Source organism: Psychroflexus aurantiacus (assembly GCF_010820555.1).
Taxonomy (GTDB): Bacteria; Bacteroidota; Bacteroidia; order Flavobacteriales; family Flavobacteriaceae; genus Psychroflexus; species Psychroflexus aurantiacus.
In genome coordinates this window covers 214,387-229,719 of the sequence record NZ_JAAIKD010000005.1, presented here as the reverse complement: position 1 = coordinate 229,719, position 15,333 = coordinate 214,387, and the positions used below count along the sequence as shown (strand labels likewise).

The window sequence follows — 15,333 nt, the reverse complement described above, 5'->3', positions numbered from 1 at the left end:
TTTCTTTAGGGTGATCTTTATGGATTAAAACAATCCTTTCAACAGGTGTTATCGGATTGTTTTAAACGCTTTGCTTTCATTTTAAAAGGATTTCAATATCTTCTATCAACATATCTATTTGCTGGGTTTCATGGCCTTCCCCTGAATTATTATCTCTTGGCACCGAGCCCTGGTAAAAAATGATCGGGTTCCCGGCCTCATCTGTTCTGCTTCGGAGATAGCCTTCCTGGTCTATTAAGGCAAAAAATCCTGAATGTTCAAACCCCCCTTCAGCATTTTCAGCTTCCTGAGCATATATATTGAAGCCCTGGTTAGCCAGAGTATAAATCTCATCTTTATCCCCGGTTAAGAAATTCCAGTGGGGATGCTTTACACCCAGTTCTTCGGCATAATCCTTTAAAACCTCCGGAGTATCCTGTTCCGGGTTTATAGTTATGGAAGCTATTCCAAATTCCATATTACCATAAAATGCATCCTGTACTTCAAGTAAGTTTTCATTCATCACAGGGCAAATCGTTGGGCAGGTGGCGAAAAAGAATTCCACAACATAGGCTTTGCCTAAATAATCTTCACTGGAGATCGTATCCCTGTTTTGATTTATAAACTCAAATTCAGGAACTTTTTTACGTTCACCGTCAATTTCAATATAAACCAGGCTTTCTTCAGAATTTCGGGATAAGATTTCGCTCACCACCCAAATTCCGAACACTAAAATCACAAGCGATATGCCTACGTAAGAATACTTTTTCATCAATTTTTCTGCCTTTGTGCATTATTTTTTTTGAGAGCGAATCTGTATTCAGCCAGGATGATTTTTACATCATCGTTCATCTTGTCGCTTACCTCTTTGATGTTACTGAGATCATAAGCGTATTTGGTTCCTTCATCCTCATCATCGCTTCGCCCTCTTAAATTCATTTTTTTATCGATGATAAAGGCATAATTAGAAGACGATTTATCATCCAGTTTCAGATCCGAATCCAGGCTGTCGAATAAGTCCTGAATTTTTTCATCTTCGAGTTTCAGAAATAACCAATCGGAAGCATCGGACGTGCTATTGATTTCACTTTTGAAGATTGCAATATTTTCTTCAGAATCTAATCCCGTTACCGTGACCACCTGAAAGTCATCAAATTCGTGATAGCGGTCATAAATTTTTTCCTTCATGTTGAACGCGTGAACTTTCTTGATATTGAAATCATTTCCAAAAAAAGTAAGAATTGTAATTTTATTGTCAAAGCTGATCTCTTCGGTTTCAAAGGTCTTCAAAACCGACAGGTCTTCGTTAAGAACAGGGAGTTTTCCAAAAGAATTGATTCCACTAGAAAAAAACAAATAGGCCACCAGCGGGAGTACAAATAAGACGGTAAGAACAATGTACTTTTTCATAATGTAAATATTTTGCAAAATTAAAAAAGGCGGTTCTATGAAACCGCCTTTTGAAATATATTTAACCTTTCTTTTTTAGAAATCCCAGGTCATGTAGCTGTTCTCATAAATATCATGAATATAATCGCCCTCAATCAATAAGATAGCTATCAGGTAACTGATAAGAAAAACAGCAGTCCAGACAACTACCCGTCTTAAGCTTGCCGTTTCATGTTCCATGTGCATGAAAGCCCAAACAATATAGTAGGCTTTAACAATGGTAAGAATAATAAAAATCCAGTTGAGCAGGGTTAAAGAAACCAAGTCATTATAAACCAGGAAGTCCGGTTTGAAAATACCTAAAACAACCTCCACTATAGTTAATACCGACAAGATGATAAAGACTTGCCAGATTCTTTTTTTTGATCCTGAGTGTTCTCCGTGAGTTGTATCGTGTGCCATTAGATTATAAATTCAGTAGTTTAATAAATTATACAAGATAGAAAAAGGTAAATACAAAGACCCAGACCAAATCGACAAAGTGCCAGTAAAGCCCTACTTTTTCTACCATTTCATAACTCCCTCTTTTCTCGTAAGTTCCTACCAGTACGTTAAAAAATATTATGATAAGAATGATGACTCCAGATAAGACGTGAAATCCGTGAAAGCCAGTAATAAAAAAGAAAAAGTCGCCAAACAATGGAGCACCATATTCATTAGCGGTCAGATTAGCCCCTTCAACAACATTTACACCTGAAGTATTCAGTTTTGTTAAGGAGTTTTCCCGGTTTAGTATTTCTTTTTCACCAGGGGAAACAATTTCCATGGTCCTTACACGCAGATTGGGATTTGCAGCAAAGCCGGCCTTAACATCTTCAATGGATAAAGGGTTATACCCGTCTTCACCTCTAAACCATACGCCTTTATTATCTATGTGTTTTGTTCTGGTTACCGGTGCCGCCGAAGCAAATTCATCCAGAGCTACCCGATCTCCATCTGCGTCTACAAACTGAATGATACTCCCGCTTTTAGTTTGAACAGCTCCATATTCACCTTGGATAAAGTTTTTCCATTCCCAGGCCTGCGCGCTTAGGAAGATAATACCTCCCAAAATGGTTAAGGCCATGTAATTTATGACTTTATTCTTATTCATCTGGTGACCGGCGTCCACAGCAAGAACCATGGTTACGGAAGAAAGAATCAAAATGAAGGTCATCAAAGCCACATAATACATCGGTGCGTCTACACCATGTAAAAAGGGAAAGTGATTGAACACCTCATCGGCTATAGGCCATTGATTGATATATTTAAACCGGGTAAAGCCATAAGCTGCCAAAAAACCTGAGAATGTAAGTGCATCAGAACTGATAAAAAACCACATCATCAACTTTCCATAACTTGCTTTTAGAGGTTGTTCTCCTCCTCCCCAAATTTTTCCTTCGGTACCTGTTTTCGCAACGGTAGTAGCTTCCATAAAAATCAAATATTAATATTGAACAAAAATAGACAATTTTATCATTATCTAAAGAAATATAAAAACAAAAAGAGGTAAAGCCAGAGCCCGTCTACGAAGTGCCAGAAAGCAACACCCAACCGCATTCCCAACATATTCCCTTTTGAATATTTCTTTTTAAAATGATTATAAATTACAACACACAACACGATAAGCCCGGCAAGAACGTGAACCACATGGGCCATGACCAGTACATAAATAAAAGACATGGTAATGCTACTGGCACTTCCGGTAAAATAATAGCCGGCTTCCACGATTTCATTAAAACCGATGAATTGCATAACAACAAAGGAAACGCCCAGGATGAATGTAGCGACAATCATCGCCGTAGACTTGCTGTAATCGCCTTCCGCAGTATATTTTTTAGCCAAATGAAAAGTGATGCTGCTTATAAAAATCACCAGGGTACTCCATATAAAAACTTCGGGTAGCTGATAGTCTGTAAGCCAGTCCGGACGGTTTTTACTTACCACGTAAGCACTTGTAAGACCGGCAAACATCATCCCCATACTGATGATGCCGAACCACATCATCATCATCCTTGCTTGTTTGTGTTTCTCGTCTAAAGCCATAATCGTATATATTTATCTAAAACGTAAATGAGTTGTATAAAAGTAATGTAGGACACACTCGCCAGCATCAGCTGTCTTGCGTCTTTGGTCTCCCTGTTCCTAAAAAGCTTAATCGCATAGTACAGCATCACCAATCCGAGAATGAAAACCAGACTTGCAGAGACCATAGAAAGTTTTAAATCCCCTGTTATGCCCAGAACAGGAACTACGGAAACAAGAATCGTCCAGATGGTATACAGTATGATTTGAACAGCAGTTCCCTTATCTCTCTTCCCGGTTGGTAACATAAAAAAACCGCCCGTTTTGTAGTCCTCATAAAGCCACCAGCCGAGGGCCCAGAAATGCGGGAACTGCCAGAAAAACTGAATCATAAATAAGGTCCCTGCTTCTATTCCAAAAGAACCGGTGGCTGCCACCCATCCCAGCATGAACGGAATAGCGCCAGGAAACGCGCCCACAAAAACCGAAAGCGGGGTCATCGTTTTGAGAGGCGTATAAACACTGACATAAAGAAAAATGGAAATCGCCCCAAACATGGCTGTAATCGGATTGATTACAAAAAGCAGGGATAATCCCGTTAGAGTAAGCAGAGAGGCGATGGTAAAGGCGGTATTCACCGTCATTCTCCCGGAAGGGATAGGCCGGTTTTGGGTTCTTTTCATCTTGGCGTCCAGGTCTTTTTCTATAATCTGATTGAACGCATTGGAAGCCCCAACCATGGCATAGCCACCAAGGGCCAACAGGGCTAAATTCCCAAAATGAAATTCGTCTACACCCAGTAAATACCCGGCTATGGAAGAAAATACAACACTTAGTGCCAGCCTAAATTTTGTAAGTTCTTTAAAGTCTTGTATCCAGGAAAATAAGTGCGTGTATGCTAAGGAATCGGACAATACTCAAATTTTTGCGAAGATACGGTTAAAAAGTTTTTTTTAGGAAGCAGACGTTCGTTAATGTTTACTAAGAATTGACTTAATAATCATAATACCAATTGAAGATATCTGTTCTGAAGCCAAGATTTAACCAGGTGGTCGTTCGGTCAGAATTGAGCGCTGTATTTTGAGAAACATCAAGTTCGCGATGTATAAGACTGATGTAAGCTTTAAGATTGGTTGTCGGATTCACAATAAACCCCGCTTCAAATTCGCCATAATAAGAATTCGCTCTGTTTCCCTGACCTATGTTTATACCTTCATCGGCGATTCTCAATCGCTCATCTCCCAGCAAATCTGTGCCATAAAAAGGATCACTTTCTGCATTGACTTCAAAACCCCGCTCTCCAAAAATCAACTTGGCGTGGCCATAGAATCTGTCTTTTTTATACCTGGTGATAAACAAAAACTCCCTGAAATTCGCTCCCCAGAGATGAGCCAGAGGCTGATTGTCATTCGTATAATGCACACTCAGAGTGTTATGAGCATAGGTGTAGGGTCTTACCTGGTTGTATTCCAGCTGAAAGAATAAATTGTCGACATTGAAGGCATCTGCATACTTTGCGCCCATTTGGAATCCAAATTTATTGACCCAGCTTTTATTTCCAGCGCGTACTTCCTCCAAAGAAAATTCATCGATGATAAGCTGTCCGTAAGTATTGATGCGGTCCGTCCATTTGTATTTATAGCTTAGCCCTATCAATGAGGTTCCGGATCGAGATCCTGTACTGTATTCCACCATATTGTAAAATAATATGGGGTTTAACAAATTCCAGTCAAAACCACGGTTGGGTTCGCTTTCAATCAAAACAGACTCAAATAAACCTATGTTTAAGCGCCTGTTGACATTGTAACTCAGATAGTGTGTCGCCATATATTTGGTCGAAAAAGCGCCGCCTTCGGTCGTCATGTTTGGATTTCTTAGCGAGGACCAAATATTTGTGTATTCAAATTTCCAAAAATTTGTTTTAAGTTTAAAATAGGCATGAGGGCTTGGGGTATCACTCAAAAACAAGGAGCGATAACCATCCCCGATAAAATTATTCCCCCGACCAAACTGAACATTCAGATAATCTGCAACGTCATAGGAAAGATAGCCTTCGACCACCGGATAATCGAACCCGTCTTTAAAGGGCTCTCCTATTCCCCGACCAGGGATACTCACCTGTTCGGTATTCATCCTGCCACGATCGATAGCCAGGTCATTGAAATAGCCGGCAAATTTTCCCTGACTTTCATAAATCACGGAGTAAAAATTCAACTTCTTACCTAAGCCCCCTTGAACGATTCCGGCCCTGGTGTTGTTGTAGGTGGTAAACGACTCACCGAAATCTCTACCTAACTGCAAATCTGCAGCGATATCGAAGGTAAACCAGTACTCTTCGCCCTGAATCTGGACCGTGTTTTCATTAAAAAACTTTCGCCCAAACCAGGATTCCTTCTCATAAAACAGATCTTGATTTTGCGCCTGCATATCGTAATACGGCTGTATGTCTGTGTATAAAAAAGGCTTGGAAGCCGTGTGGGCATTGGTGCCAATTTTATCCATATTGGTGGTGAACCTGTTGTAAAGTTCGTGAGACAGAGGAATATTAAGTCCGCTACTGTATTGAGGATAGGTGAATTTTTTGGTGTTGATATCCTCATATTCATTTTGATAAGCTTCTAAAGGCTTATCCTTTTGAAGAACCTCTTCTTGAAATGAGGAGGCTGTAAGTGGTATTTGAAGAGGCATCCTAAACTGAACATAGGTTGGTGCTCCATTATAAGTTGCTGGCGAGATTTTCGGTAAGGCCTTAAAGACGCTTTCAAGCTCTTCATTTAAAACCTTATAATCTGAATTCACATACAGCACCTGAAATTCCCCTTCGGTATCTACTTCAAAAATAACGGTAGCCAAACCTGAATACTTTTCAGAAGCAATGACGGCAGGTTCCTTGTAATTCGAAAATATAAAGGACTTCAGCTGCTCTTTAAAACAAGCTTCTTTTTCCGACTTGAGCACAGTTTCACAGGCGGGAAAAGTAGGGTAGTTTTCTGTTTTGGAAACAAAGTTTTGAGCCGAAGCCATAAACCCAAATAAAGCCAAAACAAAAGGAGAAAATTTCATAGTAAGGAGAATTGAAAACCAGTACAAAAGTGATTTAAAAATAGCAATAAAAAAAATCCCGAATGTAATATTCGGGATTTGGATATATTCTGTAAACGAATTTAATCTTGTACCTGAAAGGTTATTGGTAAAGAGTAAAGAACACCTACATTCTGTCCACGCTGTTGACCAGGCTTCATTTTTGGGAGTTTCTTTATTACGCGTTCCCCTTCAGACTGAAGTCTTGGGTGAGGCGCTCTTGCCATAACATCTACAATATTACCTGATTTGTTAATTTTAAATTGAACATAGACTCGGTTTATACCACTTAAACCTAAATCCGCAGCAAGACCCGTATCAAAATTATCATTTACAAATTCACTAATTTTCTTACTCATACAATTCTTGCGCTGATCGTTATTATCCAGACCTTCACAACCTGGGAAAATAGGCACACTTTCAATAACAGCGAAAGGGACATCTCCTATTTCTTCCTCCACTTCTTCCACTTCCTCTACCTCAACGATTTCGTTTTGGTCGGTTTCCGTAGATTCTATAATCACTTCCTCCACTTCTGAGTCATCTTCAACGACCTCAATTACTTCAGGAGCTGGTGGTGGCGGTGGTGGCGGTGGTGGTGGCGTTTTTTGTATTTCAGTGATAGGTACATCTTCTTCATCAAGCATGTTAAGATCTACAATACCAGTATCAATAGCATCTCTATCGTAAGTTTTCCATTCGATCATAGTCAGTGTAATTGCAAGAACAACTACAAGACCAATTTGAAAAAACAGAAGACTCCTTTTCGAAAGATCTTTTTTAGGATTCTTTTTTGGTTCCATATTCTTATTTTAAATAGGTTACTAAAGTATAAAAAAAATGAAATTTACTTTCACTTTGAATTTATATTTTCAAAAATTCTTTTTAGGAAAAATTGAAAACACAGAAAACTTAAAATTATTCCAATGCCATTGGCTAAAATATCATAATAATCAAAGACTCTAATCTCGGTTAAAAGCTCTTGAAATATTTCAATAACAATGCCAAATGTAAGAATTCCCAAGGAAATCAGGAGATTTGACTTAAAACCTTTCATTGTAAAAGGTTTCAAGGCGATCAACCAAATCGTGTTCAACAGAAAATAAGCTAAAACATGATAGAACTTATCTTCGTTTTTAACGTTGAGATTTGGCAAACTACTTATGTCTGCCAATGATAAATATCCTATCATCAGGGTACAAAACATAGCAACTGGCAACAGCATTTTGCTATTCAATATGAGCCTTGTAAGCTTTTGCATCCATCAACTCGTCAACTTCGTCTTGATTTGCGATTTTCATTTTGATCATCCATCCTTTCCCGTAAGGCTCTTCGTTTACCATTTCCGGTTCATCTTCGAGTTCTTCGTTAAATTCGAGGACTTCGCCCGTCAGTGGTAAAAACAAATCAGAGACTGTTTTAACGGCCTCTACAGTTCCAAAAACTTCGTCCTTATCCATGGTTTCACCAATAGTTTCGACTTCCACATAGACGATATCCCCAAGTTCGCCTTGGGCAAAATCGGTAATACCTATCGTTGCTGTGTCGCCATCGATTTTAACCCACTCGTGGTCTTTTGTGTACTTTAAATTGTCTGGTACATTCATTATAAGTTGTTTTTAGTTTCCAAAGTTATATCTCAAGGTTATTCCTGATCTAATCGTGGTTTGAGGGAATATCGTTGAAATTGCGTTTTGCGAAAATACGTGATCGTAGAAAAATAACGCGGTTAAATTTTTAGTAAATGCATAATCGGCTACAAAATTTATAGACCAGATGTCCTGACCCGAGGTTACACGGTTGCTCAGTACATCCAGACTTCTTATTAAAGTTTTATTTCTCCTCAGGGAAATGTCCGCTTTTATATTTAAATCGCTGCTCAGGACGCGTCGATTGCCTTCAAACTGAGTGACTATGGTAAGGTCTTTTATTCTGTAACCCAAACCTACAACATACTCATCCCCCTGCATTTCGGTTAACAGATTATTGTTGAAACTCAGGGATAAAGCTCTGTCTTTTCGTATTTCAGCAACCACACTCACTGAATTTTTCATTTCGAAGTCCAGTTTTACCAGTGGACTATATTCTTCAATGAGATTCACATTCGATACAAACTGTTCCGGTCTGAAGTTTCCATCCGGATCTCTGTTGAAATCTCCATAAGGATCCCTCCTGTTATACTCTAAATTGGACTGAAAGCGATTGATGGTATAGGTTGACCTGTAGCCATGCTGCACAGAGAAACGATTGAAATTTTCCTTGAACCACGACAGCCTCATCAGACCCGTATACTGCATGTTCCAGCCAGGAATAGGAACATTTCTAAATGCTCCCAAATTTTCGCTTTCCGCGCTGGTTCCGGTATATGCAGACAAAAAAGAAGGAAGTAATACCGCCTGGCTGGTCCTGCCAAACCCAACAGGGAAGCCATCTTCATCTATATTATTCGGATTATTCAAATCAACCCCTGCCTGTTCTGCAAGTCTGCCTGCTATAACACGTCGGTTTTCCTTAAACTGTTCGAAATTTTTAGAAAAATCGCTGGTGCTCGTACTGAAAGAAGTACGCATCATATTCGTAGAAATATTGAAGTTCCCGTATGTATTTGGAATGATAGAACTATAGGCCATAGACTCAGGGTCAACTTTAAAGTTTTCGGTATAGGTTTCCGAATACAGTCTGTTGGCATTCAAATCCACAGTAAGACCTGGCAAAAGGTCTAATGCGGCCTGGATATCGAGTTGCTGGTTATCGGTCCTGGTATATTGCTCATTGAAATCCTGGTACAGGGTAAGCCAGCCTCTTCTGGCTGCTTCTCGTCTCACATCATTTTGACTTCCAAACGTGAATCCGACGCTTGGTTTTAAAGTTCCACCAAAGCCTATCGTATTGGTGTAGCCTGGCAAAAAGATACCTTTGGTGTCCGAATAATTGACCTGAACTCTGTCCAGTACCGTAACAAGCCCGATGAGAGTGTTCCAGGCTTTGTCTCCAGTGCTGAGTTCGGTTGCAGCTTCTCCTGAGCTGGCTTGGTTTTCCCCTTGTGTCTGCTGTACTCCTCCACCTCTTCTTCTGCTGGTATTCCTTTTAATAGTGGCTGAATTTTGAACTGCCTTTTTGGTGAGTCCCAAATAGGAATATAAATTGGACATGCCCAGGTTTGCATTGATACGATGGCTGGCTGAGTTTTGAACTGAATTTCCTAAATCGGGAATTCCTTCCAGATCTTTTAAAATCTCAGAGCCTTTGGTCCAAAGAAAATCTCCTGTATAGGAATACTGCGTCTGGATAAATTTCAAAAATGGAATTTTATTAAACGGCAGGGTATAATTAACTTGGAGCTGCTGGTAATGCCTGTTTGGAATTCCTACATCGAAGAAATCGTCAAAAATCCCAATGCTGTTATCCTGAACGTTATTTTCGTCTATGTAATTTCTTACGATTCGGTTTGTCGATGCATTGAAGTTAAAGTTTAAAGCCTTGGTCAAACTATAATCTATGGCATACTGCCAGTCAAAAAAGTAATTTCTCTGAAATAATTTGGGAGTCCCTATACTTCCGGGAGGAAGGTTGAATTCCCTATACCTCATTTCGTTGTACTGTCGATTTATATTTGATCCTGCCGTTATACTATTGGGCAGTAAATTCACATTAAAGTCTTTGAAAATAGCAAAATAGGGACTTTTGAACAGGCCTATATTCTCAAAGGGTTTTACCTCAAAAGGCTGCAAATTATAGGCATAGGTCAGGGCAGCGTCCACATTTTGATCCAGAGACTGTCTGATCTGGAAATCTCTGTAATTGGTTTCGTTGTAGCTGCCGGATAAGGTGAAGTTTTCGATATCATAAGGCATGGGGGTCTTTTCTGTATTGGTTCTGTCTTTACGCAGGCCAATTACACTTACACCCTGCCTCAAGGTGTAGGTTTCTGCTTGCTCTTGAAAAGCTGTCCTGTCTTCTTCATCAGTGGCATTATCCAAAAGTGTTTCCAATTCCAGATCGCCGTACACAGGATCGAATTGCGGGGTTATCAGTTCTTCTCCCCTGCTGTAACTCACAGGGATTTTTACCCCCCACTGTTCCGGTAAAATTTGACCTAGATTTAAACCTGTGACCACATCGTATTGCTGGATGTCCTCCCTGCTCCTCTGGTTTGGACCCTGATCTATAGCTCCAAAACCTATGGTAGATCTTCGTCCGCTTGCCGATATATTTGCAAAATCGGCAAAGTTGGTATCCAGATTGAGCACAGCCGCCCAGCCGCCTTCATTTTTGAGACCGGAAAGCCTGAGTTCATTAAACCAGACTTCACCAGAAACGTTTTGATTGCTCGAGTTCTTAAGCCCCAGCATGATCACCCTTACATTTCCAAAACTCGGATTTCCCAGGATTCCCACTTTAACGTCCTCATTGAAACTGCCGTCCACAAGGTTCATGGATTTATCGAAGTAATTGAGCTCAAGATTGCTTAGGTTATCATCGCCCAGGACTCGGGATTTAATCTGCTGAAGAAGATCAAGGGGTATATTCAAATCATTTTCCAGAGGCCAGACTCCTCGCGGGGAATAGTCCTGAGCATCTGAGACTTTCAAGGGAATTTCAATTTGATAATAGTTGTTGGTGAAATCGATTCCCATCCTTATAAAGGCTGTCAGTTCCCCGTCCTGAAGTTGAGTATTGGGAGGTGCCAGGGCCTGCGCATGAAGAAACATCTCTAAATTCTCATATTGGCGCATGTCGATCTGGTAATTTTTAAAAACACCTCTGGAGTCTTCAGGTTCGAGGCCCTTAACTCGAAGAGCAAGCGATTTTTCGTCTTCTCTAATCGCCACATTATTGCTCACCAGTTCTTCTCTCAACACGCCGGGGGGCGTCACGTAATTGGAGGTATTTTCTTCACTTACCGCTTCAGAGAAAAACTGTGTATTCCCGATTCTTGGATTAGACCCCCCCGGTAAAATCGGCAGTTCGTAATCGAAGTAATCTCCTCTTACCAGCTCCAGAGTTCCAAATCTTAAAATGGTTTCTTCTTGAAAACCTGTCAAAAACATTCTCATGAACCGAACAGACCGCAAATCGCTTATTCCGCCAATAGCAAATTCCTCACTTGTTCTAAGCGGAACCCTAAATTGGATCCATCTCGCTTCAAGCTGTTCTCCATTTTGAAGCGTAGCTACAACTTCCTGGACATCCGTAATGTAATCTGTATCTATTCCTGCTACTGAACTCGTATTGTTCTCCACACTCATATTCGGAAAAACAGGAACCTCATACTCAAAGTAACTGTCGATGGTATTCATGGTGTTATCCAGATTCACATCCTCAACATCCGGAAAAACAGAATTTCCCCTGCTGTTTTCAGTCACAATGACGGGGTTATTCCCTTCAGCGCCATTGAATTTTCTATAGCGATTGAGGATATCCCCATCTCTGTCTAAATAATATTGATAATCATCATTGGAAGGGTCTTCAAAATTGGCATAGGAAGGAAACTTTTCTTTTTCATCTGCATTGATTAGTCCATCGAAACCCACATCCTGATTTATACGTTCCTGTCCCTCTGTGTCGAAAGCGTAAACCAGGGATTGATTGCTCGGCACTTTAGCAAAATTGGTTGAAATCGCATTAGAATTCCCCCCATCTTCCGGTAATCCGTTTTCGAACTGTTTTCTGCCATCCTTTAAAACATCCTCAGTGATGCTTCCAAAATTCAGCACCATTTTTCCTCCGTTGTTTCCGGCATTTTCGGGATATATGAAAGGGTCCATGATCCAAAATTCAACATATTCCACATTGGATTTTTCAAAATCTGTGGTCTGTAAGCCTCTCATTATTCCTCCGAAATTCTGCTCCGGATTGGGAAGCCTTCCATCGCTGGCTGCGGTAGGATTGAAATTATACATGCCCCTTTCTCCGGGCCTGTAAACCAGGTCTAAAGGAAACAGGGTCTGAATTTGTCCCGGGACGATATCTATGTTGGGGAATATCTCATTGATGGTAATACGCCTGGAATAGTATTGAGAAAGATCCTCATCGGTAACGTCTGAAGGCCGTTGTGTGCTATAAAAAATAGGGTCTATGGTGTACCAGTTCAGTTTTGCTCTAAAGTCATTTACACTCAGGTCGTTATTGGCATCAAAATTCCCATTGGTATCTTTTGGCCCCCGGTAACCCACAGGGGAACTCGCCAATTTCCAGGCTGTAGGATCAATGACTGAAATGGAAGTCTGGGATCCTTCAAAATCATCTACATAGGTCGTGGCTTCTCCGTCAAAATTATTTGCTGAAGGTGAGTTGGGCAACAAATAGGCAAATTCTCCCCTCAAAGAAAAGTTGGATTCCACATCCGTATCCATATTCGGAAGCTTATTGACGAGCCGCGTAAAAAAAGGAACCTTGGTGTTGTAATTGAAATTCACACCAAAAATACTGTTGTTTACAGGTTCGGTTCCAAAATCGGCTTTTTGAGTGATAGGCCTCTCGTTCAAATTCAAAAAGGTTCCGCCAAACAATAGGTCTTCACTAAATCTGTGCTGAACATCAACGCCTGTAAAACGCTTGGTCTGCCTTCCAAACACGGCATTGTTCTCAGTAGAAACCTCAATCGGTATATCTGAAGCCAACAAGGCTTCATCCAGGATATTGACTCTCCCCAACTCATAATCTACCGTATAGTCTATTCCTTCCTGCAGAACTCTTCCTCCTGCCGTTACCTTAACAGACCCTCTGGGTACATTAAAAGCCCCGATAGGAATTCCACCCACATTGGCTGACTTATAACGCCCCGATAATCGGAACTTATTTTTTTCCGCCCCTTCCTGTTGCGCCTGAATTTTGGTCGTTGTATACAGACTCCTGAAAACGTATTTGGATTGATTCCCGTTATAGGTTTGTGGATTATCGTAGTTTTCTGAACCCGAAGCCGGGGTCAGGTCTAATTTATTGAAGAGGTATTCCCCAAAGGGTTCGATCTTGGTAAATTTCAAAACTCCATTTTGCGGATCTACCGTGATGCCGGGAACAAAATCAAAAAAACCATCCCCTCCCTCTACAGGGTCATTATTAAAATTCAATCTATCCAGATCCAGGACCTGCAGAAGATTCGTTTCACTAACATCCTCGGGAAGCGGAGTATTACTCTCCGGAGCCTGATCAATAAAATTAACCGGCTGCGGATCCGCATATAAGATATTAAGGCTAAATCCATCCTGTTCAAGATCCATGGCCCCCAGATCGTAGAAGTTTTTCATCATCAAATCCCAGACCGGTTCTTCTACGAAGGTGATCGGGCTCTTGAGAAGTTTTACCACTAAATTCTTGTTGATTGCTATTTGCTCGCCTTCCACCTGACTATTGTCCTGGGTTTCGGTTGCAGACGGACCTCCATTACCAAATTCACCCACCTGAAAAACCCTTCCATCTGTGGTTGTGTATTCAAAAGCAACCCCAAGCACTTCATCGTTATTCAATCGTTGCTGCAAGGAAATGTATCCCAGTTGGGTGTCCAGGTAATATTCATTAGGCTGCAATTCTCTGGCATTTTCTAAAATCGCATAATCGCGACCTTCAGAAACGTAGGGCTGTGCAGCGCCAAAACCTTCCTGAACGGTGGCAAAATCTCGTATTTGGCTGGTTAATGTCGACTGACCACTTATTCCAATCCCCCTGGGATTGAACAAGTTGTTGGGGTTATTGGGTCTTTCGTTCGGGTTCAAAATAAAATTCGGAACCGGCGATGCAATAGGATTTCCTGCATTATCCTTCAGAAGACCCAGATTCTCCGGAGAACTCTCACCAAGATCCTGTATAGCCACGATATTCCTGGCACTGGAAGTCGTTTGAGAGTTATTGGTCCGGTTGGTCACCCAAACCTGGATTCGGGTAATTTGTATTTTGCTGTTTATAAACGGATAATTCTCTAAAGCCGCATCGTACTGATCTCTAAAGTAATGCGACAAGAAAAAATGTCGGTTGACATCGTAGTCTAAAACAAATTTATCGAATTCTCTTACCCTGGCCCCGCCCTGTATATTTACACTCTGGCGTTCTGAATTCAATTCAGAAAAGACGCCCGTTATGGTTGTTTTTCCAAACTTAAGCTCGGTTTTAACCCCAAACAAACTTTGTGAGCCCTGAATAAGTGAACTGTTGGTGGTCATTTGAACGTTACCTACCTCAATATTCTGCACGATGTCGTCTTCAGTAGGGGTGTATTCCAACTTGATCTGATTTTGAAAATCAAACGTAGACTGCGTGTCATATTGCGCATTGACGTTAAGCCGGGTTCCCACAGAAGCCTGCATACTCAGACTTATCTGCTGATTAAAGTCGAAAGTGAGATTGCTTTGATTTCTTGGAGAGAGCGCAGGATTGTCCTGTTTAGAGTAGAGAATACCCATATCCAAAGCCACCGAACCCCTGGGGGTTACCTCTATTTCATCACCACCAAAAATGGATTGAAAGAAAGAATTATTCACATAAAAAATCGGGATTAAGTTCTTTTGACTTTCCTCGTCACCTTTCCCAAGAGCTGCATCAGCCTTTTCCTTGAAATAAGCCTTCATTTGTTCTTCCAGTACCAAAGCTTCAAATTCTTCCGGAGTGAGCACCAGGGGATATTTAATATCAACCGAGCCAATCTTTTCCGTATAAATATAGCGGTCTAACACAAGGTCATACTCATATTTGGAAACGATACTGGAAGGCTTACCCATAGAAATGTTTCCAAAGGAAGGTCCTTTAGGAATCGAGTCCTGTTCTTCTTGAGCCTGGGTTTTTACTGAAAACAACCCCATAATCACAAGGAGTACCAGTGGACAT

Annotated in this window: 11 protein-coding genes; all 11 read right to left on the bottom strand. The window is 40.8% G+C overall.

Annotated features, from left to right (window positions below; genetic code table 11):
* Window positions 1–76 precede the first annotated feature (76 nt).
* A complete protein-coding gene (locus G3567_RS10510) occupies window positions 77–751 on the bottom strand; it encodes an SCO family protein (RefSeq protein WP_164005285.1) in 675 nt (224 codons plus the stop codon).
* Window positions 751–1,389: a hypothetical protein gene (locus G3567_RS10505; protein ID WP_164005284.1), complete on the bottom strand. Its 639-nt coding sequence runs from the start codon at window positions 1,387–1,389 to the stop codon at window positions 751–753. The genes G3567_RS10510 and G3567_RS10505 overlap by 1 nt, the downstream gene beginning before the upstream one ends.
* 75 nt (window positions 1,390–1,464) lie before the next feature.
* A complete protein-coding gene (locus G3567_RS10500) occupies window positions 1,465–1,830 on the bottom strand; it encodes a cytochrome C oxidase subunit IV family protein (protein WP_164005283.1) in 366 nt (121 codons plus the stop codon).
* A 28-nt stretch (window positions 1,831–1,858) separates the two neighbouring features.
* Window positions 1,859–2,842: a cytochrome c oxidase subunit 3 gene (locus G3567_RS10495; protein WP_164005282.1), complete on the bottom strand. Its 984-nt coding sequence runs from the start codon at window positions 2,840–2,842 to the stop codon at window positions 1,859–1,861.
* 44 nt (window positions 2,843–2,886) lie between these two features.
* Complete coding sequence (locus G3567_RS10490; protein WP_164005281.1) at window positions 2,887–3,453, bottom strand: cytochrome c oxidase subunit 3; 567 nt, start codon at window positions 3,451–3,453, stop codon at window positions 2,887–2,889.
* Complete coding sequence (gene cyoE / locus G3567_RS10485) at window positions 3,444–4,346, bottom strand: heme o synthase (RefSeq protein WP_164005280.1); 903 nt, start codon at window positions 4,344–4,346, stop codon at window positions 3,444–3,446. The genes G3567_RS10490 and cyoE overlap by 10 nt, the downstream gene beginning before the upstream one ends.
* A 79-nt stretch (window positions 4,347–4,425) precedes the next feature.
* Complete coding sequence (locus tag G3567_RS10480) at window positions 4,426–6,495, bottom strand: gliding motility protein RemB (protein ID WP_164005279.1); 2,070 nt, start codon at window positions 6,493–6,495, stop codon at window positions 4,426–4,428.
* 101 nt (window positions 6,496–6,596) lie between these two features.
* Complete coding sequence (locus tag G3567_RS10475) at window positions 6,597–7,316, bottom strand: energy transducer TonB (protein ID WP_164005278.1); 720 nt, start codon at window positions 7,314–7,316, stop codon at window positions 6,597–6,599.
* A gap of 50 nt (window positions 7,317–7,366) precedes the next feature.
* Window positions 7,367–7,774, bottom strand: a complete 408-nt coding sequence (locus G3567_RS10470) for a VanZ family protein (protein ID WP_205521217.1) — start codon at window positions 7,772–7,774, stop codon at window positions 7,367–7,369.
* The gene (gene gcvH, locus G3567_RS10465; protein ID WP_164005277.1) at window positions 7,743–8,120 is read right to left on the bottom strand and encodes a glycine cleavage system protein GcvH; all 378 of its coding nucleotides are present in this window, start codon (window positions 8,118–8,120) and stop codon (window positions 7,743–7,745) included. The genes G3567_RS10470 and gcvH overlap by 32 nt, the downstream gene beginning before the upstream one ends.
* A 12-nt stretch (window positions 8,121–8,132) precedes the next feature.
* Complete coding sequence (gene sov / locus G3567_RS10460) at window positions 8,133–15,308, bottom strand: T9SS outer membrane translocon Sov/SprA (RefSeq protein WP_164005361.1); 7,176 nt, start codon at window positions 15,306–15,308, stop codon at window positions 8,133–8,135.
* Window positions 15,309–15,333: the final 25 nt, after the last annotated feature.

Bases quoted from the DNA above. Each gene is read 5' to 3' on its own strand.
- G3567_RS10510 (WP_164005285.1), bottom strand. From the start codon at position 751: ATGAAAAAGTATTCTTACGTAGGCATATCGCTTGTGATTTTAGTGTTC.
- G3567_RS10505 (WP_164005284.1), bottom strand. From the start codon at position 1,389: ATGAAAAAGTACATTGTTCTTACCGTCTTATTTGTACTCCCGCTGGTG.
- G3567_RS10500 (WP_164005283.1), bottom strand. From the start codon at position 1,830: ATGGCACACGATACAACTCACGGAGAACACTCAGGATCAAAAAAAAGA.
- G3567_RS10495 (WP_164005282.1), bottom strand. From the start codon at position 2,842: ATGGAAGCTACTACCGTTGCGAAAACAGGTACCGAAGGAAAAATTTGG.
- G3567_RS10490 (WP_164005281.1), bottom strand. From the start codon at position 3,453: ATGGCTTTAGACGAGAAACACAAACAAGCAAGGATGATGATGATGTGG.
- G3567_RS10480 (WP_164005279.1), bottom strand. From the start codon at position 6,495: ATGAAATTTTCTCCTTTTGTTTTGGCTTTATTTGGGTTTATGGCTTCG.
- G3567_RS10475 (WP_164005278.1), bottom strand. From the start codon at position 7,316: ATGGAACCAAAAAAGAATCCTAAAAAAGATCTTTCGAAAAGGAGTCTT.
- G3567_RS10470 (WP_205521217.1), bottom strand. From the start codon at position 7,774: ATGCAAAAGCTTACAAGGCTCATATTGAATAGCAAAATGCTGTTGCCA.
- gcvH (WP_164005277.1), bottom strand. From the start codon at position 8,120: ATGAATGTACCAGACAATTTAAAGTACACAAAAGACCACGAGTGGGTT.
- sov (WP_164005361.1), bottom strand. From the start codon at position 15,308: ATGGGGTTGTTTTCAGTAAAAACCCAGGCTCAAGAAGAACAGGACTCG.